24 protein-coding genes and 1 riboswitch are annotated in these 21,448 nt (G+C 61.4%); of the genes, 1 reads left to right on the forward strand and 23 read right to left on the reverse strand.

The window, feature by feature from the left end; genetic code table 11:
- Window positions 1-7 precede the first annotated feature (7 nt).
- Genes cobC through ENGE1_RS15520 form a run of 20 tightly spaced genes read right to left on the reverse strand, consistent with a single transcriptional unit; the run spans window position 8 to window position 16,032 of the window.
- The gene (gene cobC / locus ENGE1_RS15425; RefSeq protein WP_052097954.1) at window positions 8-616 is read right to left on the reverse strand and encodes an alpha-ribazole phosphatase; all 609 of its coding nucleotides are present in this window, start codon (window positions 614-616) and stop codon (window positions 8-10) included.
- Entirely contained in the window at window positions 616-1,374 is a 759-nt protein-coding gene (gene cobS / locus ENGE1_RS15430; RefSeq protein WP_048253126.1) for an adenosylcobinamide-GDP ribazoletransferase, read from the reverse strand. The genes cobC and cobS overlap by 1 nt, the downstream gene beginning before the upstream one ends.
- Window positions 1,371-1,916, reverse strand: coding sequence for a bifunctional adenosylcobinamide kinase/adenosylcobinamide-phosphate guanylyltransferase (gene cobU, locus ENGE1_RS15435; RefSeq protein ID WP_048253125.1), 546 nt, complete (start codon window positions 1,914-1,916; stop codon window positions 1,371-1,373). Before cobU ends, cobS begins: the two co-directional genes overlap by 4 nt.
- Window positions 1,913-3,433 carry a cobyric acid synthase gene (locus tag ENGE1_RS15440; protein WP_048273010.1) on the reverse strand — a complete coding sequence of 507 codons (1,521 nt, stop codon included), beginning with the start codon at window positions 3,431-3,433 and terminating at the stop codon, window positions 1,913-1,915. The genes cobU and ENGE1_RS15440 overlap by 4 nt, the downstream gene beginning before the upstream one ends.
- Complete coding sequence (locus ENGE1_RS15445) at window positions 3,430-4,245, reverse strand: energy-coupling factor ABC transporter ATP-binding protein (RefSeq protein WP_064360654.1); 816 nt, start codon at window positions 4,243-4,245, stop codon at window positions 3,430-3,432. The genes ENGE1_RS15440 and ENGE1_RS15445 overlap by 4 nt, the downstream gene beginning before the upstream one ends.
- Before the next feature lie 11 nt (window positions 4,246-4,256).
- A complete protein-coding gene (locus ENGE1_RS15450) occupies window positions 4,257-4,934 on the reverse strand; it encodes an energy-coupling factor ABC transporter transmembrane protein (protein WP_048253142.1) in 678 nt (225 codons plus the stop codon).
- Window positions 4,921-5,202 (reverse strand): energy-coupling factor ABC transporter substrate-binding protein, encoded by a 282-nt coding sequence (locus ENGE1_RS15455; RefSeq protein ID WP_048253122.1) that lies wholly within the window; start codon window positions 5,200-5,202, stop codon window positions 4,921-4,923. Before ENGE1_RS15455 ends, ENGE1_RS15450 begins: the two co-directional genes overlap by 14 nt.
- A gap of 1 nt (window position 5,203) precedes the next feature.
- A complete protein-coding gene (gene cbiM, locus ENGE1_RS15460) occupies window positions 5,204-5,941 on the reverse strand; it encodes a cobalt ECF transporter S component CbiM (RefSeq protein ID WP_043084979.1) in 738 nt (245 codons plus the stop codon).
- The gene (locus ENGE1_RS15465; RefSeq protein ID WP_048253121.1) at window positions 5,938-6,651 is read right to left on the reverse strand and encodes a cobalt-factor II C(20)-methyltransferase; all 714 of its coding nucleotides are present in this window, start codon (window positions 6,649-6,651) and stop codon (window positions 5,938-5,940) included. The genes cbiM and ENGE1_RS15465 overlap by 4 nt, the downstream gene beginning before the upstream one ends.
- Entirely contained in the window at window positions 6,648-7,442 is a 795-nt protein-coding gene (cbiK, locus tag ENGE1_RS15470; RefSeq protein WP_043084983.1) for a sirohydrochlorin cobaltochelatase, read from the reverse strand. The genes ENGE1_RS15465 and cbiK overlap by 4 nt, the downstream gene beginning before the upstream one ends.
- 3 nt (window positions 7,443-7,445) lie before the next feature.
- Window positions 7,446-8,234: a cobalt-precorrin-6A reductase gene (locus ENGE1_RS15475; protein WP_043084984.1), complete on the reverse strand. Its 789-nt coding sequence runs from the start codon at window positions 8,232-8,234 to the stop codon at window positions 7,446-7,448.
- Window positions 8,231-8,956 carry a precorrin-3B C(17)-methyltransferase gene (locus ENGE1_RS15480; RefSeq protein WP_043084986.1) on the reverse strand — a complete coding sequence of 242 codons (726 nt, stop codon included), beginning with the start codon at window positions 8,954-8,956 and terminating at the stop codon, window positions 8,231-8,233. The genes ENGE1_RS15475 and ENGE1_RS15480 overlap by 4 nt, the downstream gene beginning before the upstream one ends.
- Entirely contained in the window at window positions 8,950-10,011 is a 1,062-nt protein-coding gene (gene cbiG, locus ENGE1_RS15485; RefSeq protein ID WP_048253120.1) for a cobalt-precorrin 5A hydrolase, read from the reverse strand. The genes ENGE1_RS15480 and cbiG overlap by 7 nt, the downstream gene beginning before the upstream one ends.
- Complete coding sequence (locus ENGE1_RS15490; RefSeq protein WP_048253119.1) at window positions 9,992-10,765, reverse strand: cobalt-precorrin-4 methyltransferase; 774 nt, start codon at window positions 10,763-10,765, stop codon at window positions 9,992-9,994. Before ENGE1_RS15490 ends, cbiG begins: the two co-directional genes overlap by 20 nt.
- Window positions 10,758-11,327 carry a decarboxylating cobalt-precorrin-6B (C(15))-methyltransferase gene (locus tag ENGE1_RS15495; RefSeq protein WP_048253118.1) on the reverse strand — a complete coding sequence of 190 codons (570 nt, stop codon included), beginning with the start codon at window positions 11,325-11,327 and terminating at the stop codon, window positions 10,758-10,760. Before ENGE1_RS15495 ends, ENGE1_RS15490 begins: the two co-directional genes overlap by 8 nt.
- Complete coding sequence (locus ENGE1_RS15500) at window positions 11,317-11,922, reverse strand: cobalt-precorrin-7 (C(5))-methyltransferase (protein ID WP_048253117.1); 606 nt, start codon at window positions 11,920-11,922, stop codon at window positions 11,317-11,319. Before ENGE1_RS15500 ends, ENGE1_RS15495 begins: the two co-directional genes overlap by 11 nt.
- Window positions 11,916-13,055: a cobalt-precorrin-5B (C(1))-methyltransferase CbiD gene (gene cbiD, locus ENGE1_RS15505; RefSeq protein ID WP_048253116.1), complete on the reverse strand. Its 1,140-nt coding sequence runs from the start codon at window positions 13,053-13,055 to the stop codon at window positions 11,916-11,918. Before cbiD ends, ENGE1_RS15500 begins: the two co-directional genes overlap by 7 nt.
- Complete coding sequence (locus ENGE1_RS15510) at window positions 13,052-13,684, reverse strand: cobalt-precorrin-8 methylmutase (RefSeq protein WP_043084993.1); 633 nt, start codon at window positions 13,682-13,684, stop codon at window positions 13,052-13,054. The genes cbiD and ENGE1_RS15510 overlap by 4 nt, the downstream gene beginning before the upstream one ends.
- 12 nt (window positions 13,685-13,696) lie before the next feature.
- Window positions 13,697-14,656 (reverse strand): adenosylcobinamide-phosphate synthase CbiB, encoded by a 960-nt coding sequence (gene cbiB / locus ENGE1_RS15515; RefSeq protein ID WP_048253115.1) that lies wholly within the window; start codon window positions 14,654-14,656, stop codon window positions 13,697-13,699.
- Complete coding sequence (locus tag ENGE1_RS15520) at window positions 14,653-16,032, reverse strand: cobyrinate a,c-diamide synthase (RefSeq protein ID WP_048253114.1); 1,380 nt, start codon at window positions 16,030-16,032, stop codon at window positions 14,653-14,655. Before ENGE1_RS15520 ends, cbiB begins: the two co-directional genes overlap by 4 nt.
- 175 nt (window positions 16,033-16,207) lie before the next feature.
- Window positions 16,208-16,381: riboswitch (cobalamin riboswitch) on the reverse strand.
- A gap of 369 nt (window positions 16,382-16,750) precedes the next feature.
- On the opposite strand from ENGE1_RS15520, the gene ENGE1_RS15525 reads away from it, so the two are divergent.
- On the forward strand, window positions 16,751-17,617 hold the full coding sequence (locus ENGE1_RS15525) for a GHMP family kinase ATP-binding protein (RefSeq protein WP_048253113.1): 867 nt from the start codon (window positions 16,751-16,753) through the stop codon (window positions 17,615-17,617).
- Between the two features lie 7 nt (window positions 17,618-17,624).
- On the opposite strand, the gene cobD is transcribed toward ENGE1_RS15525, so the two are convergent.
- From cobD to ENGE1_RS15540, 3 genes are all read right to left on the reverse strand, one after another.
- Window positions 17,625-18,698, reverse strand: a complete 1,074-nt coding sequence (gene cobD / locus ENGE1_RS15530) for a threonine-phosphate decarboxylase CobD (protein WP_048253112.1) — start codon at window positions 18,696-18,698, stop codon at window positions 17,625-17,627.
- On the reverse strand, window positions 18,691-19,437 hold the full coding sequence (gene cobA, locus ENGE1_RS15535) for a uroporphyrinogen-III C-methyltransferase (protein ID WP_048253111.1): 747 nt from the start codon (window positions 19,435-19,437) through the stop codon (window positions 18,691-18,693). The genes cobD and cobA overlap by 8 nt, the downstream gene beginning before the upstream one ends.
- Before the next feature lie 290 nt (window positions 19,438-19,727).
- Window positions 19,728-21,320 carry an ABC-F family ATPase gene (locus ENGE1_RS15540; protein WP_043085000.1) on the reverse strand — a complete coding sequence of 531 codons (1,593 nt, stop codon included), beginning with the start codon at window positions 21,318-21,320 and terminating at the stop codon, window positions 19,728-19,730.
- Between the last annotated feature and the right edge of the window lie 128 nt (window positions 21,321-21,448).

Below are 21,448 nucleotides of genomic sequence, written 5' to 3' on the forward strand. Positions count from 1 at the left end.
CTTTCTCTCATTTATCTTGTTGCCAGGGGGCGCTGCTGTTAAAGCGGCGCAGCACCCAGTACCCGGCGCGGTTTTCAACGACCGAATAGCCTTCCTGACTGAACGGAAAGCGCCACATCGATTCGGGGGGCATCTCCAGCCAGCTGGCCAGGAGCAGGCTCAGAACGCCCTGATGGGCGACCACCAGCCTGTCCACGCCCGCAGGCCGGTCCCCTATTTCATCGGCAACCCGGCGCACTCGCGCCAGGAACGCCGCAAAGGACTCACCGCCGGGCGGGGTCGCCGTCTGCCAGTTCTCCGTCCACGCCTGCCAGGCCTGCGGATACGCGGCGGCGATATCCCGATAGTGGCGCATCTCCCACTCGCCAAAATCCAGCTCATTGAGCCGGGGATCGACGCCAATCACCTGCGTTTCCCCGACGATAATTCGGGCCGTGTCCTGCGCCCGCCGCAGGCCGCTGGCAATCACCTCCGCGAAGGGATGAGCCGATAGCCACCCGGCCACCCGTCTGCTCTGAACCTCGCCCTGCGGGGTGAGAGGCAGATCGGTGCTGCCGTAGAACACGCCGCTGGCATTGGCCTGCGTTTCACCGTGCCGAACCAGAAACAGGCGCATCAGAACCAGACCAGCGCCAGAAGAAAGACCAGTTCGCCCATCTCTTCCGTGGCGCCGAGGGTATCGCCGGTCAGCCCCTTCAGGCGACGGCTTAAAAAGCGCTTGATGGCGTACATGGCGCAGAGGCTGACGCCCGCCGCCAGCAGGCCGCGAGCGCCCGTCAACCCGATCACCAGCCCGGCGGTAATAAGCAGCGTCACCAGCACGTCTCGGCCTGCGACGTGGCCGATATAGACATTGCCCATCCCGGTCCCGTCCCGGGCGTAGCGCTCCCGGTACATTGCCATCACTATGCCCGCGCGGCCGACGATGGGCCCGCAGACGAGCAGGGCAAACAGTGCGGGAGCCGCAGGAGCTGCAAGCGATACCACGGCAAGAATTTTAAAGGTGATGCAGAACACCAGCGCCAGCCCGCCGTAGGTGCCGAGCCGGCTGTCGCGCATGATCTCCAGCATCCGCTCCCGGGTGCGGGCGGAGAAAACCCCGTCGCAGGTGTCCGCCAGGCCGTCGAGGTGAAAACCGCCGGTCAGCAGCGCAAGGGCGAAAACGTAGACGGCAGCGGCAAGCGGGGCTCCGCCCCCGGTCTGGCTGACCGCCAGCCAGCACAGCCCTGCCCCCGCCCCGATGACAGCCCCCACCACAGGAAACCAGACCACGCCCCGGCTGTAGTCTTTGAACTCAACCCCGCGGCTCCACGCCTCCGGCACCGGAATGCGGGTAATAAACTGCATCGTCGCCCACAGCATTTTCAGCGTCATTTGATTTTGACTCCAATTCCCGATACCACCATCCACACTTCATCCGCCGCCCGGGCCAGCGCCTGGTTGGCGCGCCCGGCAATGTCCACAAAGTGGCGCGCGAGGCGATTCTCCGGCGTGATGCTCATGCCCAGCTCGTTGGTGACGATGTACACCGGCTGCGGTGTACATCGGCAGGCGTCGATCAGGTCATCCACCTGCGCCTGCAGCTGCCGTTCGGCGACAGCGAAGTCGAGGAGGTCCGGACTGGCTCCGCCGCTGATGTCATACAGCAGGTTTGCCAGCAGGGTGGTGACGCACTCCAGCATCACCCCCTCGCCGGGCTGAAGCCGGTGGCGAATCACCTCTCCGAGATCCCGGTATCCCTCCCAGGTGCGCCAGTGGGCCGGACGCTGCGCCCGGTGTTGGCTGACGCGCTGCGCCATCTCCTCGTCAGTCACCGTCGAGGTCGCAATATAGAGCACACGCTCGCAGGCCGCGGCGGCCAGCTGCTCGGCGTGGCGGCTTTTGCCGCTGCGCGCGCCGCCGGTAATTAAAATCATGCCGCAGCCTCCCGGTGATCGCGCATAATCTGGTAGATCCTGGCGATATCAATATGCCTGCGCATCGCGTCGGCCAGAATATCGAACTGCGCCTCTTTATACGCCGCGTAGTCCACAGCGACATTCAGCGGGCCCAGCCCCTTGCGCTGGCGCAGGCTGTCGACCACCGCGCGGGTGAACGCATCGCTGTCAAACAGCCCGTGCAGATAGGTCCCCACCACCAGGCCATCCTCACTCAGGGTGCCGTCGGGGACGAACTCTCCGGCTTTCTCCAGCATTAGCGCAGGCGCGCCGCCGGGCGCCAGGGTCGTGTCGCCCATGTGGATCTCGTACCCTTTAACCGGAAGATCCGAGGCGGGCGCCAGCCATCCCGGCAGCGCCGCCATCCTGCCCTCTACGCTGGTGGTGGTCTTGCAGTGCGAAAAGCGGGTGACAATGTCGAGCAGGCCGAGTCCCGGCTGCGTGCCCAGCCCGGATTCAACCTCATCCACAATGGTTTCGCCCAGCATCTGATACCCGCCGCAAATGCCCATTACCGGCACGCCGTCGCGGTTTGCCCGGACAGCGGCGTGGGCCATACCGCTCTCCCGCAGCCAGACCAGATCGCCAAGGGTATTTTTGCTTCCCGGGAGGATAATCAGGTCCGCGCCCGCCAGTTCTTCAGGACGGCGAACGTAGCGCACCCGCACGTCCGGCTGGGCCGCGAGGGCGTTGAAGTCGGTGAAGTTGGAGATGTGCGGGATCTGCACCACCGCAATGTCGATATCGCGATCGCCGGTGCGCAGGTATTTCCCCTGTTGCAGCGCCACCCCGTCCTCATCCTCAAGGTCCACCTCCAGCCAGGGCATGACCCCCAGCACCGGAACGCCGGTCAGCGCCTCTATCTGACCGATCCCGGACTCCAGCAGAGCCACATCGCCGCGAAATTTATTGATGATGACGCCCTTCACCCGGGCTCGCTCCTCCTCCTGAAGCAGCGCCAGCGTGCCGTAGATGGATGCAAACACGCCGCCCCGATCGATGTCCGCCACCAGCAGTACCGGACACTGCGCCATCTCCGCCATCCCCATATTGACGATATCGCGATCGCGCAGGTTGATTTCCGCCGGACTGCCCGCCCCCTCCAGCACCATCACCTCGTACTCCTGCCTGAGGCTGGCATAGACCTCCAGAATCTGCGCCCGCAGGCGGGGCTTATAGGCGTGATAGCTCACCGCATCCATGCTGGTGGCAACTTTTCCCATCAGCACCACCTGCGCCTTGCGGTCGCTGGTAGGCTTCAGCAGCACCGGATTCATGCGCACGTCAGGCGCAATACCTGCGGCCTCCGCCTGAAAAATCTGCGCTCGCCCCATCTCTTTCCCGTCCGGAGTAATGCCGGAGTTGAGCGCCATATTCTGTGATTTAAACGGGGCGGTGCGCAGCCCGTCCTGCCGGAAAATGCGGCACAGGCCCGCCACCAGCACACTTTTTCCCACGTCCGACGCGGTCCCCTGAAGCATAACGGCCAGCGTCATAGCGCCTCCTGAGGCGCCGTCGCGCCCGCCTGGTTAAAAAATTCCTCTTCGGTTTTGCACAGCGGGAAGCCGCATTCGGTGTGGAGCTTCACCAGCCAGGGTTGGCACAGTCCCGCCTCTTCCATCAGCGTCCGGCGGGCAAAGACCTCTCCCGGCGAGCCCGAGGCCAGCACCTCCCCCTGACGCAGAACGTATACGGCGTCGCTAACCTCATAGATAAGGTCGATATCGTGGCTGGAGATCACCACGTGATTACCCTGCGCCACGATACGCTTAATGATGGCGATCATCTGGCTGCGTCCGGAAGGATCGAGCCCTGCCGTCGGCTCGTCCAGCAACAGATATTTCGCCTTCAGCACCAGCGCCCCGGCAATGGCGATGCGCTTCTTCTGCCCGTGGCTCAGGCACTGGATCGGCAACGAGCGAAAATGCTGCGCATCTACGAGGGTGAGGGCGTCGTCCACCCGCCGGGCGATCTCCGCCTCGTCAACGCCGAGGTTGCGCAGGGCAAAAGCGATATCGCTGTCGATATCGGTGTAGAAAATCTGCTGGTCCGGGTCCTGAAACACCGTGGCCACCTGCTGGCGCAGCGCGATCAGGCCGCGCTTGCTGTAGTCCAGCGCGCTGCCCTGCCACAGCACCTCTCCGCGCTGGGGGCGAAGCAGACCGCTGAGGTTCATAAACAGGGTCGATTTCCCGCAGCCGTTGGCCCCGACAAGGCCGGTGACCGCCTGCGACGAAAAATCCAGCGTCAGCTCTTTGAGGATCTGCGTTTCCTGATAGCGAAACCAGAGTTCCCGGGTGGCGAGCATAGAGCGAATCCTTACAGGTGAAAGTCACCCTGATACAGTTTGATGTCCAGCGCGCTGTTCATTTGCTGATAGCGCAGCAGCACGCGTGAAAAAAGAAGCCCCACCAGCATGGAGAGAGAGCGGTAGCCCTGAGACAGGCTGCCGTAGCCAAACCGCAGCGTCTGCGCCCGATGAATAGCGAACGCCTCATCCAGCAGGATAAAAATAAAGCGCCAGGTGAGCAGGATCTGCTCCGTCAGCAGGCGCGGCACTCGCCCACGCTTGAGCAGAATAATCAGCTGCGGGAACGGCAAATTAAGCACCAGCCAGAAGGTCGATGCCAGCGCCGCCAGGCTGCGCCAGAAGGTGTTATTGGCGGTGGTAAGCGAGGCGTGGTCTATCCCCAGCCAGTATTGCCCTATCTGAACGCTCACCAGCAGCTCGTGCGGCTGCCGGCTGACGCTGAACAGGATAGTCAGCACCCCCACCAGCAAAAAGCCGAACGGCAGGGACATCCAGCGGCACCACTGCCAGAGCCCCATACGCAGCAGCCAGCAGGTCAGCGCTGCAATAAGCGCCAGCTCAGCGCCCTGCCCCAATGGGGGCAGGGTAAAGGCGAGGCCCATCAGCAGTAGCCAGAGCAGAAACTTGCGCTCTGGCGCAACGTGAAGCCAGCGGCTGCGATAGCTCAGCCTGTCAAGCCCGGTCATCATTACGCTGTTTGCCGCGGGCGTAGCCCAGAATGTAAAAGATGACCGCCGCGCCGAGCGATCCCTGGAGGGTGAACAGCAGGCTCTCAATTTCGCCGCTTGCCGGCTCATACAGCGGCGTAAACCAGGGCTTGTAGTGCGGATCGACGGCGGTAATCTGCCCTTCCGCCTGATCGTCGGAGCCGCCGTATTCTCCCCCGTGATTGATGAAAAACGGCAGGATCACCAGCGCAATCACCATGCATAGCAGTATCAGCGTTTTTTTCATTTCAGACCCCTTGTACGTTAATCAGCTGGCGTTTGGTCAGCTGGTCGTAAATCATCACCGTGAGCAGCCCCTCCGCGATCGCAATCGGGATCTGGGTCAGGCAGAAAATGCCCATAAATTTGAGCGCCGAGCCGGTGAAGCCGTTTTGCGGATCGGGAAAGGCGACGCCCAGCTGAATCGAGGTGACAAAGTAGGTGGTAAGATCCGCCAGCATGGCGCAGAGAAATACCGCCACGTCGCGGCGAAAGCCCGCCCGGCAGGCCAGCTTCCACACCAGGTAACCGACGATCGGTCCAACCACGGCCATTGACATACCATTGGCCCCCAGCGTGGTTAATCCGCCGTGCGCCAGCAGCAGGGCCTGAAATAGCAGGACGATGGCCCCCAGGATCGCCACCACGCCGGGTCCGAACAGAATCACCGCCAGCCCGACGCCGGTCGGGTGCGAGCAGCTCCCGGTCACCGACGGGATTTTCAGCGCCGACAGAACAAAAATGAAGGCCCCACACAGAGCCAGAAGCACCTTCTGGTTGCTGTCCTCCTGCACGATGCGGCGCAGGCGCACAAGGCCATACCACAGGCAGGGCAGAAACAGCACCCACCAGGCCAGGGCCCACATCGGCGGTAAAAAGCCCTCCATAATGTGCATGGCAAAGGCCTGCTCGGGCACCACCATCAGCAGCAGCGCGGCGGCAAGGCCGCTTAACGACAGCTGCTTTAATCGTTGTTCCTGTTTCATTTTTCATATCCCCATTGCTTATTGACCAGAATGGTCGAAAAGTAAGGCAGTGGCCTGTCGTCTTCAATCTCACTCAGGCGCGGCCAGCACTGCTCCGTCGGCAGCGTCGCGTCGGCCATCAGCAGCGCACGGTCGAGGAGACCTGCCTCCCGGAGCAGAGTTTTAATACGGGCCAGGCGGCCATATACCTTCATTAGCACCAGGCTGTCGTGCTGGCGCAGCGCCTGCGCGATTTCCGCCTCAGGTGCGGTACAGGAGACCACCGCCAGCGACTGCTGCTCCATCGCCAGCGGGGTCTGCGCGCGGGCGGCAATGGCGGCAAAAGAGGTGACGCCGGGCACAATCTCCAGCCAGGGCGGTGTGCCGATACGGCGCAGCAGAAAGACCCAGGTGCTGAACAGCATGGCATCGCCGAGAGTGATAAAGCCGACGCGCTTTCCGGCGCCAACCTCCGCCGCCAGCTCCGCGGCCACGCCGTCCCAGGCCGCCTCTTTTTCTGCGCCATCGGCGCTCATCGGAAAGTGGCGGCAGCGTACTTCGGTTTGCTCGCCAAGGTATTCCCGGACGATCGACAGCGCCAGGCTGTCGCCGCCTTTGCGCCCGGCCGGGGCGTAAACGACGTCAAGTGAGCCCAGGATGCGGGCGGCGCGGACGGTAATCAGGTCGGCGGCACCGGGGCCGGTGCTCAGGGCGTACAGTTTACCGCTCATGCCGCACGCTCCTGCCCGGCATCCAGCGCCCGCTGCAGGTGCTCAACAAACATCGCCCGGATTGCAGGGTTTTCTCCCAGCCCGCTCAGCCACGGTGTGGCCGGGATCCCCGCCTTGCTGAACTGCGTTTTCCAGGAGTCTTCATCGTCAGAGGCCATGTCGTTGATGGCGTGATCGCCTGCCACCAGCATTAGCGGCATCAGGTGTACGGCGGCGATCCTCTCTGCCTTCATGGCGTCGATAAGAATATCCACTTCCGGATAGCTCTCGACCGCACCGACGCGGGCGGGAAAACCCTGTACCGTCATCATATGGTCGAGGCAGGCATAGGCCGAGAAAGCATGGTGGCTCGCGCCGTGGCCCATAAACACCACTTTCTCCCTCCCGCCGAGGGCGGGCATCTGCTGACGCAGGGCCGCCAGCAGCGCCACGTAGTCCTCGTGGCCGCTCAGCAGGGGACTCCCCAGGGTCAGGCGGGTAAACCGGCTGCGCATGCTCTGCACCTCGCGGACGATTTTTTCGTACTCGTCGCCGTTGATAATGTGCAGCGACTGAATAGCCACGTCCTGATATCCGAGGTCGGCGAGTTTTTGCAACGCCTCCAGAGGCGTATCGATATGGATCCCGTCGCGCTGTTTAAGCTTGCGAATAATCATCCCGGAGGTGAACGCCCGGAACAGATCGCGATCCGGGCAGCTCGCCGCCAGATCGCGCTCGCAGGCAACAATATTCTTCTCGCGGGTATCGTGGTAGCTGGTGCCGAAGCTGACTACCAGCAGCGCCTTTTTCATTGTTTACTCCTTAAACTGCTGCCATTTGGCCAGACGCCGGGCGAACGCCGCCTGACTTTCCAGCAACTCATCTCCCGTCACCAGCGGCGACGGGCGCGTAATCACAATGCAGGGGATGCCTGCGTCCAGACAGGGCTCGACCTTCTCCATGAATCCTCCCTCTGCGCCGGAGGATTTGGTGATAACCACGTCGGCAGCGCACTGGCGATAGAGTGCGGCGTTAAATGCCGCGCTGAACGGCCCACACAGGGCAAATATCTCGTCCACCCCGAACCCCAGCGCGCGGCACTGCGCTATCACGTCGGCCACTGGCAACACGCGGGCCAGCAGCGTTTTGTCCGGCAGCCCGGCGCGCCATTGCGCCAGCGATTTGCTGCCGGTCGTCAGCAGCACGCGCGGCCCGAAGCGCCGGGCCACGCCGCAGGCCTGCTCAATATCCGGTACGGAAAAGAGCAGCGGATGCGTCAGGCTGGCCGCCTGATCCGCACGCTGATAGCGGCTGAGCAGCACACCGGTTCGTTGACAGGCGTGAAAAACGTTGCGGCTCACCGCCTCGGCGTAGGGATGCGAGGCGTCAATGACCCAGCGCGTGCCGCAGGCCCGCAGCCAGGCTTCTATCTCGCCTTGCTCCATCCGCCCGCAGCGCACCTTGCCGGTAAGCGCTCCGGCCATCTCCAGCCCGGCAGGCGTTGCTACCGACAGGGTATAGGAGACGCCCGCCGCCTCCATCTGCTGGCAGAGCTGGCGGGCATCGCTGGTACCGCCAAATATCAGCACTTCGCCGCTGTTCACAGCACGTAGCCCCGGGGAGTAATCATCAGGCCGTCCTGAACGTAGGTGGCTTTGTTGCCGACGATCACCAGACTGGTCATGTCAACAGGGGTGAAATCCATCTCTGCCAGCGTAGTGATCCACTTTTCCTGCTTTTTCCGGCCGGCGGATTTCACCACTCCCACCGGAGTTTCTCCCCGCTTGCTGGCGGAAAGCAGCTCAAAGGCGCGGGCCAGATGCCCTTCCCGACCCCGGCTGCGCGGGTTGTAAAAGCAGATAACAAAGTCCGCGTCCCCGGCAGCAACAATGCGCTTCTCAATGACCGGCCAGGGGGTGAGGAGATCGCTCAGGCTGATGTGGCAGAAGTCGTGCATCAGCGGCGCGCCCAGCAGCGACGCCGCCGCAATGCTGGCGGTCATGCCGGGGATCAGGCGTACCTCAACATCCAGCTTCTGCTTACTCACCAGCTCCAGCACCAGCCCCGCCATGCCGTAAATCCCCGCATCGCCGCTGCTGATCAGCGCCACGTTCTGCCCTTCGCGGGCCAGATCGATGGCGGTCTGGCAGCGCTCAATCTCTTTGCACATGCCGGTTTTAATCACCTGCTTATCGCCGGTGAAAGCCTTTACCAGATGGGTATAGGTTTTGTAGCCCACCACCACCTCTGCCGCCTGCAGCGCCTCAACGGCTTCCATGGTCATCATGGCCTGCGAGCCGGGCCCGATTCCGATTACGGTTAACATCCGCGTGTAACTCCTAACGTAATAGTGACGCCCTGCTCGCGCAGGGTTTCGCCCAGCGGCTGGCCCTGGCTCATTAGCCAGGCCGCCGGGCCAGAGACGCTGCCAACCCCAACGGTCTGCCGGACAAACGGCGAGGCGGGAAAGCGGTGTTCGTGGGCGCGCAGGGCATCCACGCTAAAAATCTCAAACGGTACCTGGCGACCGAGGGCCAGCGCTATCAGCCCCGCCTCATCCTTCTTGAGGGAGATGCTGCCGATGGCTTTGAGCGCCAGAGGATCGATGCCCTGCTGTGCCATCCGGCGCGTCAGCAGCGCATCAAGCAGGGCGAGCGGCGTACCGCGACGGCAGCCGATCCCCGCCACAACCCGCCGGGGCACCAGCTTCCAGTGGGCAACCCCAAGGGCGGGCAGCGCGCTGCGCAAGGTAACGCAGACCAGGCCGTCCAGCGCGGGCAGCGACGTCAGGTCATCTACCGGGATAAATCCCCGGCAGTCGCAGCGCCCGAGCTCGTCCGCCAGCGCCGGATCGCACCAGAGGCCCACGCGCCGCTGGCTCACCAGCAGCTGGTTGACCGTTTTCACCGCTGCGCGGAAGTCGGCCATGCGGGCATTCAGCTGCACGGCCAGCACGTCCAGCGCCGCCAGCTCGTTAACGTCGGTGGCGGTGGTGATCACCGGATCGGCCCCCAGCGCTCCGGCCAGTCTGCGGGTCAGCGCGTTCGCGCCACCCACGTGCCCGGAGAGCAGGCTAATGACGTGCTGACCGCGCTCGTCAATAACCACCACCGCCGGATCGCTTAGCTTTTCATTGATAAGCGGGGCCAGAACGCGCACCGCGATGCCGGTGGCGGAAATAAATACCAGCGCGGAATAGCGGCTAAACGCCTCGCGTACCGCCGCGGCAAAGCCGCCGCTAAAGGGCTGAAACCCCGGCTCCAGCAGGCTGTCGGTGGTAAAGCAGGTCAGCTCCTGCGATGCCTGAAGACGCTTTGCCAGCCGCACGCCGCCGGGCGTCAGGCAAAACAGGGCGATGGCTTCAGGCCTTGCGGTATTCATGGCTGAAGTCCGCCGCGTACAGTTTTGAGTAGTGGTACTCCTCGCCGAGGAAGTCGCCCACCAGGATCAGGGCGGTTTTACGAATTCCCACCTCGCGCACCCGGTCGGCAATATCGGCCAGGGTAGCGCGCACGGTCTGGCTTTCAGGCCAGGTGGCTTTGTAGATCACCGCCACCGGCGTGGCTGGGGGATATCCGCCCTCAATCAGGCGTTCGGCCACCCGGTGGATGCGCTGCACCGACAGATAGATAGCCATCGAGGTACGGTGGCGGGCAAACGACTCAAGCTGCTCCCGCTCGGGCACCGGGGTACGCCCCTCCAGCCGGGTGATGATAAGACTCTGGGAGACCTCCGGGACGGTGTACTCCACGCCCAGCTCCGCCGCTGCGCCGAGAAACGCGCTGACGCCGGGCACCACCTGCCAGCGAATACCGCGCCGGGTCAGCACCTCCCCCTGTTCGCGCACCGAGCCGTAGAGGGAAACGTCGCCGGTCTGCAGGCGCACCACGGTCTTTCCCGCCCGGACGCCGGCCTCCATCAGATCGATAATCTGCTCAAGATGCAGGGCCGCGCTGTCGTGGCACTCGGCCTGCGGCGGGCAGTAATCCAGCAGTTCGGTATTAATCAGCGAACCGGCATAGATAACGACCTGCGCCTGCTGCAGCAGGCGGTAGCCCTTCAGGGTGATCAGTTCCCGATCGCCGGGGCCCGCCCCGACAAACCAGACGCAGTGCGGATCAAACGCTTCAGACATGAACTTCTTCCTTTTGGCAGGCGATAACGAACACCGGATTCTGCGGTTTAAAGTAGTGGCCGCTGCCCAGGGCAGTCAGCGCAGAGACCTGCACCTGCTGGCAGTCCAGTAGTTGCAGAGAGGCGTGAGGCAGGCAGGCCAGCGCGGCGGCCAGGTTCTCCTGCAATATAAAGGTCATGACCAGCCGCCCACCGGGCCGGAGCCGGTCCGCCGCCCAGTCAATCAGCGCCGTAAGGTGGCCTCCGCTACCGCCCATAAATACGGCATCGGCTTCGCCCTCCACCGGCAGCGGCGCCTCCCCAGCGACAATCGCGATATTTTCGCAGCCAAAGCGGGTTCGGTTTTCAGCCAACAGCGCCAGCGCGCCGGGATTGCGCTCGATGGCCGTCACCCGAAGTCCGGGATAGTGCAGCGCCGCCTCGATAGATACGCTCCCGGTACCCGCCCCGATGTCAAGCATGTGGCGGGCGTCGCGCAGGTTAAGCTTTGACAGGGCCAGGGCGCGCACCGCCTCTTTGGTCATCGGCACGCTGGCGCCGCGCAGGAAAAGTTCATCGTTCATCAAGGATCACCACGGCATTCATCTCATAGTCGGCGCAAACCCCGCTGGCGGGTAGCCAGTGGATCCGCTCATTGTCCATCGCCAGATTTTCACCAATCACCATCCAGCAATCTCCCTTACCCCGCGCCACCAGCCCGGCGGCAATCTCTTTCGGCCCGCAGCGGGCATCGGTCACCATGCCAACCTTGGTGTGGCTGGCAAGGGTATCGAAACAGACGCGGCGGCCGTGGCTGCTGGTAAGCCACATCTCGTTCATGTCGATCCCCGCGCGCGCGCAGAGATACTGCACCGCGCTGATGCCCGGAATAATCCGCACATTTTCGCGGCCGAAGTGGGCCAGGATGCGCGTCCCAATACCGTAAAAAAGCGGGTCGCCCGAGGCGAGCAGAGTGATGCGCTTATTAAGACGCGGGCTGATCCACGCCAGAAGCCCCGGAATATCGGCCCCCAGGACAAACTGCTCCCCGCGAAAGGCCGGAAACTGCGCCAGATGGCGCCGCCCTCCGACCAGCACTTCCGCCTGCTCCGCGGCGTCCAGCGCCGCGGGCGTCATCAGCGATAGCCCCGAAGGCCCCATACCCACGACGGTCAGCATTGCATCTCCTCCACAATTTCGCGTAGCGGACGATTACTGCCCAAAATCTGGTTATCAAAAGAGAAAAGCACCGCGTCGCAGGTAGGCGGTGCGGCGGTGAAGCGCAGCATCTGGCGAACGCGCTCGCAGATCCGCCCGGCGAGGTGGGTATAGATATGTTCAAATCCGAAAGCGCTGATATGTTCCATCGCCGCCTCGGTTGTGCCGCACTCGCTCACCAGCTCCAGCAGCGTCAGCGGAGCCCCGAGCAGCGCCAGGTGCGCCACCAGCGTCTCCATGCGCGCGTCGGCAACGTGGCTGTGGGTGTGGAAGATCCCCGCCGCCACCTTAATAAGCTTGCCCGGATGCCCGACCAGCACAATCTGCCGAAAGCCGAGGCGCACCGCCTCTTCAATCATGTAGCCCACGAAATTGCTCATGGTGACTACCGCATCGGCAGTGAGTCCCATCTGCTCGCGCACGAAGCGCTCCCCGTGATTCCCCGGCACCAGCACCACCTTTTCCAGCCCGGCGGCGCGCTTCATCTCAAGTTCCAGCGAGAGCGAGCGTTTCCAGCTCTCCTCCGACATCGGGGTGACGATGCCGGTGGTGCCGATTATCGAAATACCGCCGAGGATGCCGAGCCGGGCGTTATAGGTTTTTTGCGCCCGCGCTTCCCCCTCGGGGGCAAAGATTTCCACTTCGGCCCCGCGCGCGGGGCCAATAACCTCGCGCACCTCGGATTCAATAGTCTGGCGCGGCGTGTGGTTGATTGCAGGGCTGCCTACCGCCAGCCCGACGCCTTTGCGCGTAACGGTACCGACGCCCTCTCCTCCCTTCAGCACAATCTCGCCGCCCTCATGAAGGGTCACTCTGGCAAAAATCAGCATGCCGTGGGTAGCATCGACGTCATCGCCGCCGTCTTTGCGAATGGCGGCGATGGCCTGCTGGCCTTCGATGTGCGGAGACTCTACGTTCAGGTTCAGCGTGATGCCCGAGGGGGTCACGATGGAAACCTGATGGATCAGATGCTGACGCATGACCATCAGCGCGGCGACCTTTGCAGCCGCCGTCGCGCAGGATCCGGTGGTATAGCCTTTGCGCAGCGCTTTACCGTTGTGCCACACCGGCGCCATGAAGTTCTGGTCGCTCATCGCACATCCCTGAGGTGGTAGAGGATAGCGTTGACGATGGCGGCCGCGACGTTGCTGCCGCCCTTGCGCCCGAGGGCGGCAATGGCGGGCAGCGCGCTTTGGGTCAGGGCCTGCTTGGACTCTGCCGCCCCGACGAAGCCCACCGGCACGCCGATCGCGCCGCTGACGGCGGCATCGTGCTCAAGCAGGCGGAACAGCGCCGTTGGCGCGTTGCCAAAGACAAAGACTTTTTCACCGCTTTCCGCAACCGCAATATCCACGGCGGCCATGGAGCGGGTTATCCCCTGCGCTTTTGCCTGCGCCACCACCCGCGGATCGCTGATATAGCACCGGCACTCGCCCCCGAAGCTCGCCAGCAGCGTTTTGTTGATGCCCGAAAGCGCCATGGTGGTATCGGTGTAAATAACGCCGGGACGGCTGAGGGCTGCGCAGAGGCGCGCCAGGGCATCATCGGAAAACCAGAGAATATCCAGCCAGTCGAAATCGGCGGTGGTGTGAATCACGCGCTTAATAATCGCCTCATGGAGCGGGCTGGCGAACTGATAGTCGGGGCGCATATCGCGGATCGTCTCGCTGATGATGTCAAAGCTTTTGGCCTCTATCGCGCCCGGCTGCTGAATGTAGTGCATGTTCTGTGATCCTCAGGCCGCACCCACCGCCAGCCAGCGCACCGCCATAAACAGCGCCAGGGCCAGGGTTGATGCCACCCACATCAGTCGAATAGTTTGGGGAATATCGTCTACGGAAATGGCACGTACCGGATCGCCGATCCACGGCTTCTCGATACGCTGACCAAAATAGTTATTGGGGCCGCCCAGGCGAATGCCCAGCGCACCCGCGACCGGCGCCTCTGCCCAGGCGCAGTTGGGGCTGCTGTGGCTGTAGCGGTCGCGCCAACCCACCCTCAGGGCGCGGCGGGCATCATTGCCGCAGACGGCGGCCGCGACACTGAGCAACAGCAAGCTCAGGCGGGCCGGGATGTAGTTCGCCAGATCATCCATGCGGGCGCTGACCATACCGATGGCCCGGTATTTCTGATGCTTGTAGCCGACCATAGAGTCAAGGGTATTGATAGCCTTATAGGCCATCGCCAGCGGGGCGCCGCCCAGCAGTAAAAAAAACAGCGGGGCGATAATGCCGTCAACGGTATTTTCCGCCACGGTCTCCACCACCGCGCGATTGATCTGCTCGGGCTGCAGCTGCGAGGTGTCCCGCCCGACAATCCACGAAAGTTTGAGGCGGCTTTCGGCGAGATCGCCCGCGCGCAGCGGGCGCTCGACTTCCCGCGCCGCGGTGGCGAGGCAGCGTCCGGCAAGCGCGGTAAAAATCATCCACACCTCCAGCCCCCAGCCCAGCCAGGGATGCGCTGCCCGCGCCAGCAGCAAAACACCCCAGGAAACGCTCCAGGTCGTGCCTACTACGCAGAGCCACATCAGGCCACCGCCAATGCGCAGCGCGCGATCGCTATGGCAGACTCGCCGCACGCCCCGCTGAATGAGGTTAATCAGGTTTCCTATCCAGCGGACGGGATGGGGCCAGCGGGGAGGATCGCCGATAATCACATCAAGCAACCACGCCAGGCTCCATGCAAGCAGCGTCACAGGGCCTCCCTGCCGGCGCGCAGCCAGCGGTTGAGCATCATCGGGCGCTGGGCGAAGTGCACGTGCAGGTAGCTGGCAAAGGTATTCCCTACCTGCCAGCCGCCGCGCCACGTCCTGTCGATAGCGCCATCGCGGGTTTTATGGCAGGCGAGCACGGCAGGTTCGTCAGGAAAAAAATCGGAGTAGTGAAATTCATGCCCGCGCAGGGTTTCGCCGGCGTCGGCCAGCAGCGTCGACTGCAGCGCCACGGCTTCACAGTAGCCGAAGCGGGTCAGGCGCTTGCCCATCCGGCTGTGGCCGGGGATCAGGCCGGCCATGGTGTGGACGGCGCCGCTGAGATCTTCCAGGGTGGTGCCCAGATACATTAGCCCACCGCACTCGGCATAAATAGCCACCCCGCGCTGATGCGCCGCACGCAGGCTTGCCAGCATGCTTTTATTCCCGGCCAGGGTGGCGGCATGAAGTTCCGGGTAGCCGCCGCCCAGCCAGACCATTTTGCAGTCGGGGAGGCAGGGATCGTGCAGAGGGCTAAAGCGGACGATCTTCACGCCGGTGCGCTCAAGCAGCGCGACATTGTCCGGGTAGTAAAAATTGAACGCGGCGTCGTCCGCCATCGCCAGCGTCAGCCCGGCACCGGCATCCCGCGCCGGAAGTTCAGGCCATTCACCCTGCGGTAGGGCCGTTATTTCAGCCGCGGCCAGCAGAGCGTCGATGTCCAGCGTCTGCGCCAGAAGGCGCGTTAAATGCTGCCAGGCGGCATCATCAATCCCGGACTCACGCGAGGTCACCAGGCCAAGATGCCGTTCCGGCAACGCAACGCCCTCCACGCGCGGAACATAGCCAAAAACGGGTAGCGCGCAGTAGCGCTCGATTGCTGTTTTCAGAAGCTGGAAGTGGGATTCGCTGTTAACGCGATTAACAATAATGCCCGCAATATTCAGCGTGGGATCGAAATGCTGAAATCCCATTACCGTGGCGGCGATAGAGGTGGAAACCGCTTTGCCGTCCACCAGCAGGATGACGGGACAGCCGAGCTGCTTTGCCATAGCGGCGGTACTGCAGTAATTCGGATCGGTACCGTAACCGTCATAGAGGCCCATAACGCCCTCAATGACAGCGACGTCCGCCCGCTGCATCTGTGCGCAAAACAATGCATTCAGCACCGGGGCGGGCAGCATAAAGGCGTCGAGATTGCGTGAGGGAACGTCGGAGAAGCGCGTATGCCAGCCGGTATCAAGATAGTCGGGGCCCACCTTATAGGGCTGAACCCGAAGACCGCGCTGTTTCAGAACCTGTAGCAAACCCAGCGTAACCGTCGTTTTTCCACAGCCGCTGCCGGTTCCCGCCAGCACAAACGCGCATTGCTTAGCCACTATGACCCCGATCCTGATCAGGGTGGTAGGGAATTGTTGAGATGTACTTACCCTATCAATTTCGCATCAGCTAACCATAAGGCCGCTCGTGCTATGAAGCATGCGAAACAAAATAAAGTCGAGTAAACAATAGCCCGCAGACTATTCATCTCTGTGCAACCCACTTCCCACCGAAGGTGTTGATGATTACCGACAGGCAGGTCTTCTGGCTTAGCGTCATCCTCCCCCGTCCTTCCCGATCCGGAGATCAGTGGCATTTACGGGTTCGTCAGCATCACAGCAGCGGGGGCTGCGGGGGAGTGTCACCCCCTTCCCTGGCACAAATGTGTTGACCTGTTGGCTCTGAGCACCGGCGTCGCCGTGCTCTTAATGTTGTGACGGATAATTAACAAACGCGTAAAAATCCAGATAAAAATAATCAACCTGTACGAAATGATAATTAAATCCGTCAACAAACTTAAACGTCGTCAGTTTATCCCTCAAAAATGATTACTTTTTTGCGCTATCGCAATTTATTGTTGGCAATAACTGCTTTTTATTATTTTGCGATTCGCACATCCTCAATATCAAAAATCGGCAAGCGGTGCCCCAATATATTCCGAGTTTAAAGAGATAATACTTAAATACCAGGCGCTTTCAGCTGAAATAATTGACAAATATCAGGGTGCGAGCAAGATCGGCGTGACACTATGCGGCGAAATTTTATTCCGGAGAAAAAGATGTGGCCGTTGCCCAGTGCCCCGCATCATGCGGCGAGTTGATTCAGGGCTGGATCCTTGGCAGCGAAAAGCTGGTTTCCTGTCCGATAGCGTGGTACAGCACCGTAGAGGTCTGTCAGGGTAAGCCGCTCGCACAGGAGCGCCAGCTGGCGCGCGCAATGGTTATCAGGGTATTGCAACATTTTAACTGCCCGCCTGACATAAGCCGCGATATTCGAATAGAGATTCACTCAACCATTCCGGTAGCCAAAGGCATGGCCAGCAGCACCGCAGACATTGCCGCGACTGCGGTTGCCACTGCACATTACCTTGGATATGCGCTTGATGAAGATGAGCTGGCCCGGCTGTGTGTATCCATAGAGCCCACCGACAGCACCATTTTTCACAACCCCACTCTTTTCGCCCACAATGATGCCTCCGTGAGCATTTCGTGTCCCCCCTCACCCGAACTCGACGTGCTGGTGCTGGAAAGCCGGGAAACGCTCCTCACCCGCGAATATCATCGACGTGTCCGCTTACCCGCTCTGCTGCTGGGTGCTCCGACTCTGGCGCGGGCGTGGGAAAAAGTGCAGAGCGGGTGTCTGACGAACAACCCGGCAACCATTGGTGAGGCCGCTACCCTCAGCGCTATTGCCAGCCAGGCACTGCTGCCCAAACCTGACTTTGCAGCGCTGCTGGCCTTGTCTGAGGCATGCGGCCTATACGGGGTGAACGTCGCGCACAGCGGTAGCGTGGCGGGCCTGCTGCTCGACAGGAACAAGCACGATGTCGGGTACATTCAGTGGCTGCTGGCCAGAAAAAATCTGCTGCGGCACTGGCCAGATCAGCACTTAGTCAGGATGGTGAGCGGCGGCGTGACGCTGCAATAGGCGCGGATCACTCACCGCCGAGCACCTCTGCCAGGGCCGCAATCAGGCGCTCGTTCTCTCGCCCGGAGCGGACCGCAACCCGGTAGTAGGTATTATCCAGTCCGGGATAATTTTCGCAGTGACGGATAAGTATGTGGCGCGTTACGAGGGCATCCTGAAGGTGAAGCCCGGGACGCAGGCAGCGGAAAAAGATAAAATTTGCCGCGGGCCTCCAGACTTTCAGCTGCGCAAACTGCGACATGGCCTGAAACAGGCCCGCACGCTCCCGGGCAAAAAAAGCGTGGCTGCGGGCGATATACGCCTCATCCGTCAGCAGATGCTCACCCGCCAGAGCCGCCAGGGCGTTGACCGACCACGGCTCACGCGTTGCCTTCAGGGTACGGATTGTGGTGACGTTACTGCTCAACAGATAGCCAAGGCGCAGTCCGGGCAGGGCAAAAAATTTGGTCAGCGAGCGAAGTAAATAGAGGAAGCGGGCATCCGGCAGCCGCGCTGCAAGGGCTGAGCCCTGGGGGAGAAAATCTATAAAAGCCTCATCCACAATCAGCGCTATCTGCATGGACTCGCAGAGGTCAGTCAGCGCGTTAAGCAGGGCCGCGTCGGGCATCTGGCCGGTTGGATTATTGGGCGTGGCGATAAACAGGCAGTCCGGCTTTTGCTCGCGTACGGCGTCCAGCAGCCGGGGAGTAACCTGAAAGTCGCTATCCTCATCAAGACGGTGCTCGATAATTTCACAACCCTGCTGGCGCAGGGCGCGGCGGTACTCGGCAAACCCCGGCACCAGCAGCATCGCCCGCCGGGGCTTCAGGGCGCGTACCAGACCATAAATCAGCTCTGTCTCTCCGTTTCCGGCAATAACCTGGTCATAGCCGCAGCGGTTCGCGCTGGCAAGCGCCTGGTGAAGATGCCGGTACTCGACGTCAGGGTAGCGCTCAATGACCGACAGATTGTCAGCAATCAGCGCGGCTATCCGCTCCGGCAATCCGAGCGGGTTAATATTGGCGCTGAAATCCAGCAACAGCGCCGGATCAACCCCCAGCCTCAATCCCGTTTCGACAATATTCCCCCCGTGCTCACTCATATGAGCTCCTGGCCAGCAAAGCCCGCAGGTTTACCACTTCGCCAATCACAATCAGCGCAGGAGCGTGCAGCCCCGCGCGCTCAGCCTCAGCATGAAGAGTGGCAAGCGTGCCGGTGACTACCCGCTGACGCGGCTGGCTGGCATACATCACGACTGCGGCAGCCGTTGAGGCGGCCTTGCCGCCTTCAATAAGTTGCCGGCAGATCTCGTGTAGCCGGGTCATTCCCATCAGCACCACCAGAGTACCCGGCACATTTGCCAGCGCGCGCCAATCCTGGGGTTCGTTTCCGTCGCACTGGTGGCCGGTAACAATATGAAAAGCGGACGCGTAGTCGCGGTGCGTTACCGGTATCCCGGCGTACGCCAGTCCGCCGATTGCCGAGCTGATGCCGGGAACCACGTCAAAGGATAGCCCTGCTTTTGCCAGCTCCTCAGCTTCTTCACCGCCGCGGCCAAACACGTAGGGATCGCCCCCCTTCAGACGAACGACCCGCTTTCCCTCCCTGGCATATTTAACCAGCAGGGTGTTGATCTGCGACTGGGGCACGGGGTGATGATCGGGGTTTTTCCCGACATTGATAATCAGGCAATCGGCAGGAGCCTCGGCCAGAAGTTCTGTGCTCACCAACCTGTCGTGGATCAGCACCTGCGCCTGACGTATGCAGTCTAACCCTTTTACTGTAATTAGCGCAGCATCACCAGGACCCGCCCCCACCAGCCAGACATAACCTTTATCCATATAAAACCCCATGCCCGAAAATTGTGCATAATAAATAAGTGAGCGGAATGGGGGCGATTATACTGCGTGCCGCAAAGGAGAGAAATTGATGCAGCCATTCTGTTTAATGGCTTTATAAATAATAGATGATTAATATCAAAGAACAGCATCGCGATGTTGCACAATAGCCGCATTAACAACAATATATTAACAGTTATACAATAAGCACCGCGTTTGCTAACAATAAAGCGAATAATTTGTGAGAGGTTTTATATTGCCGAACGGGTAACCGTTCGGCAATAAGCGGAAGATTATTCGACGCCCTTGCTGCGCAGATAGTCTTCGTAGTTGCCGCTGAAGTCGATAACCCGCTCCGGCGTGATCTCAATCACCCGCGTCGCCAGCGAGGAGACGAACTCGCGGTCGTGGGAGACGAAGATAAGCGTCCCCTGGTACATCTCCAGCGCCATGTTCAGCGATTCGATAGATTCCATGTCCAGGTGGTTTGTCGGTTCGTCCATGATCAGGATGTTCGGTTTTTCCATCATCAGCTTACCGAACAGCATACGGCCCTTCTCGCCCCCGGAGAGCACCTTCACCGGCTTTTTGATGTCGTCCTGGCTAAACAGCAGGCGGCCGAGGAAGCCGCGCACGACCTGCTCGTCGTCGCCTTCCTGCTTCCACTGGCTCATCCAGTCGAAAACGGTGAGGTCGTTTTCAAACTCGTACTCGTGATCCTGGGCATAGTAGCCAATTTTGGCGTTTTCCGACCACTTAACGCTGCCGCTGTCCGGCTCAAGGGCGCCGACCAGCGTTTTCAGCAGCGTGGATTTACCCACGCCGTTGGTGCCGAGTACCGCCAGCTTTTCGCCCACTTCCATCAGCAGCTTGACGCCCTTAAACAGCGGGCCGTTGTCGAAGCCTTTGGACAGATTCTCGACTTCCAGCGCGTTGCGGAACAGCTTCTTGTCCTGCTCAAAGCGGATGAACGGGTTCTGGCGGCTGGAGGCCTTGACCTCTTCCAGCTTGATCTTATCGATCTGGCGGGCGCGGGAGGTCGCCTGGCGCGACTTGGAGGCGTTGGCGCTGAAGCGGCTAACGAAAGACTGCAGATCGGCAATCTGCGCCTTCTTCTTGGCGTTGTCCGCCAGCAGGCGCTCGCGGGCCTGGGTCGCGGCGGTCATGTACTCGTCGTAGTTGCCCGGGTAGACGCGCAGCTCGCCGTAGTCGAGATCCGCCATGTGGGTGCAGACCATGTTGAGGAAGTGGCGGTCGTGCGAAATGATGATCATGGTGCTGTCGCGGTCGTTGAGGGTCTGCTCAAGCCAGCGGATGGTGTCAATATCGAGGTTGTTGGTCGGTTCATCGAGCAGCAGGATGTCCGGGTTGGAGAACAGCGCCTGGGCCAGCAGCACGCGCAGCTTCCAGCCTGGGGCCACTTCGCTCATCGGGCCGTAGTGCTGCTCCAGCGGGATGCCAACGCCCAGCAGCAGTTCGCCGGCGCGGGCCTCGGCGGAGTAGCCGTCCATTTCGCCATATTTGACTTCGAGATCCGCGACCTTATAGCCGTCCTCTTCGCTCATCTCCGGCAGGGCGTAGATGCGGTCGCGCTCCTGCTTCACTTCCCACAGCTCGCCGTGGCCCATGATCACGGTATCAAGCACCGAGAAGGCTTCAAAGGCGAACTGATCCTGGCGCAGCTTACCGATGCGCTCGTTGGGATCGAGAGAGACGTTGCCCAGCGTCGGCTCAAGGTCGCCGCCGAGGATTTTCATAAAGGTGGACTTGCCGCTGCCGTTGGCGCCAATCAGGCCGTAGCGGTTGCCGCCGCCAAACTTGACGGAGATGTTTTCGAACAGCGGCTTACTGCCGAACTGCATGGTGACGTTGCTGGTAACTAACACGGGGATATCCTGCGAGATGTGACAAACGTCGTATTTTGCCATATCTCAGATTAAAAATCGCCCCAAGCGTGCGGGTGCTACCCTAAAGAAGGGGGAAAAAATGTGATTTCGTCCACATCCGAATTCCC

The sequence above is a fragment of the Pluralibacter gergoviae ATCC 33028 = NBRC 105706 genome (assembly GCF_001598855.1).
GTDB lineage: Bacteria > Pseudomonadota > Gammaproteobacteria > Enterobacterales > Enterobacteriaceae > Pluralibacter > Pluralibacter gergoviae.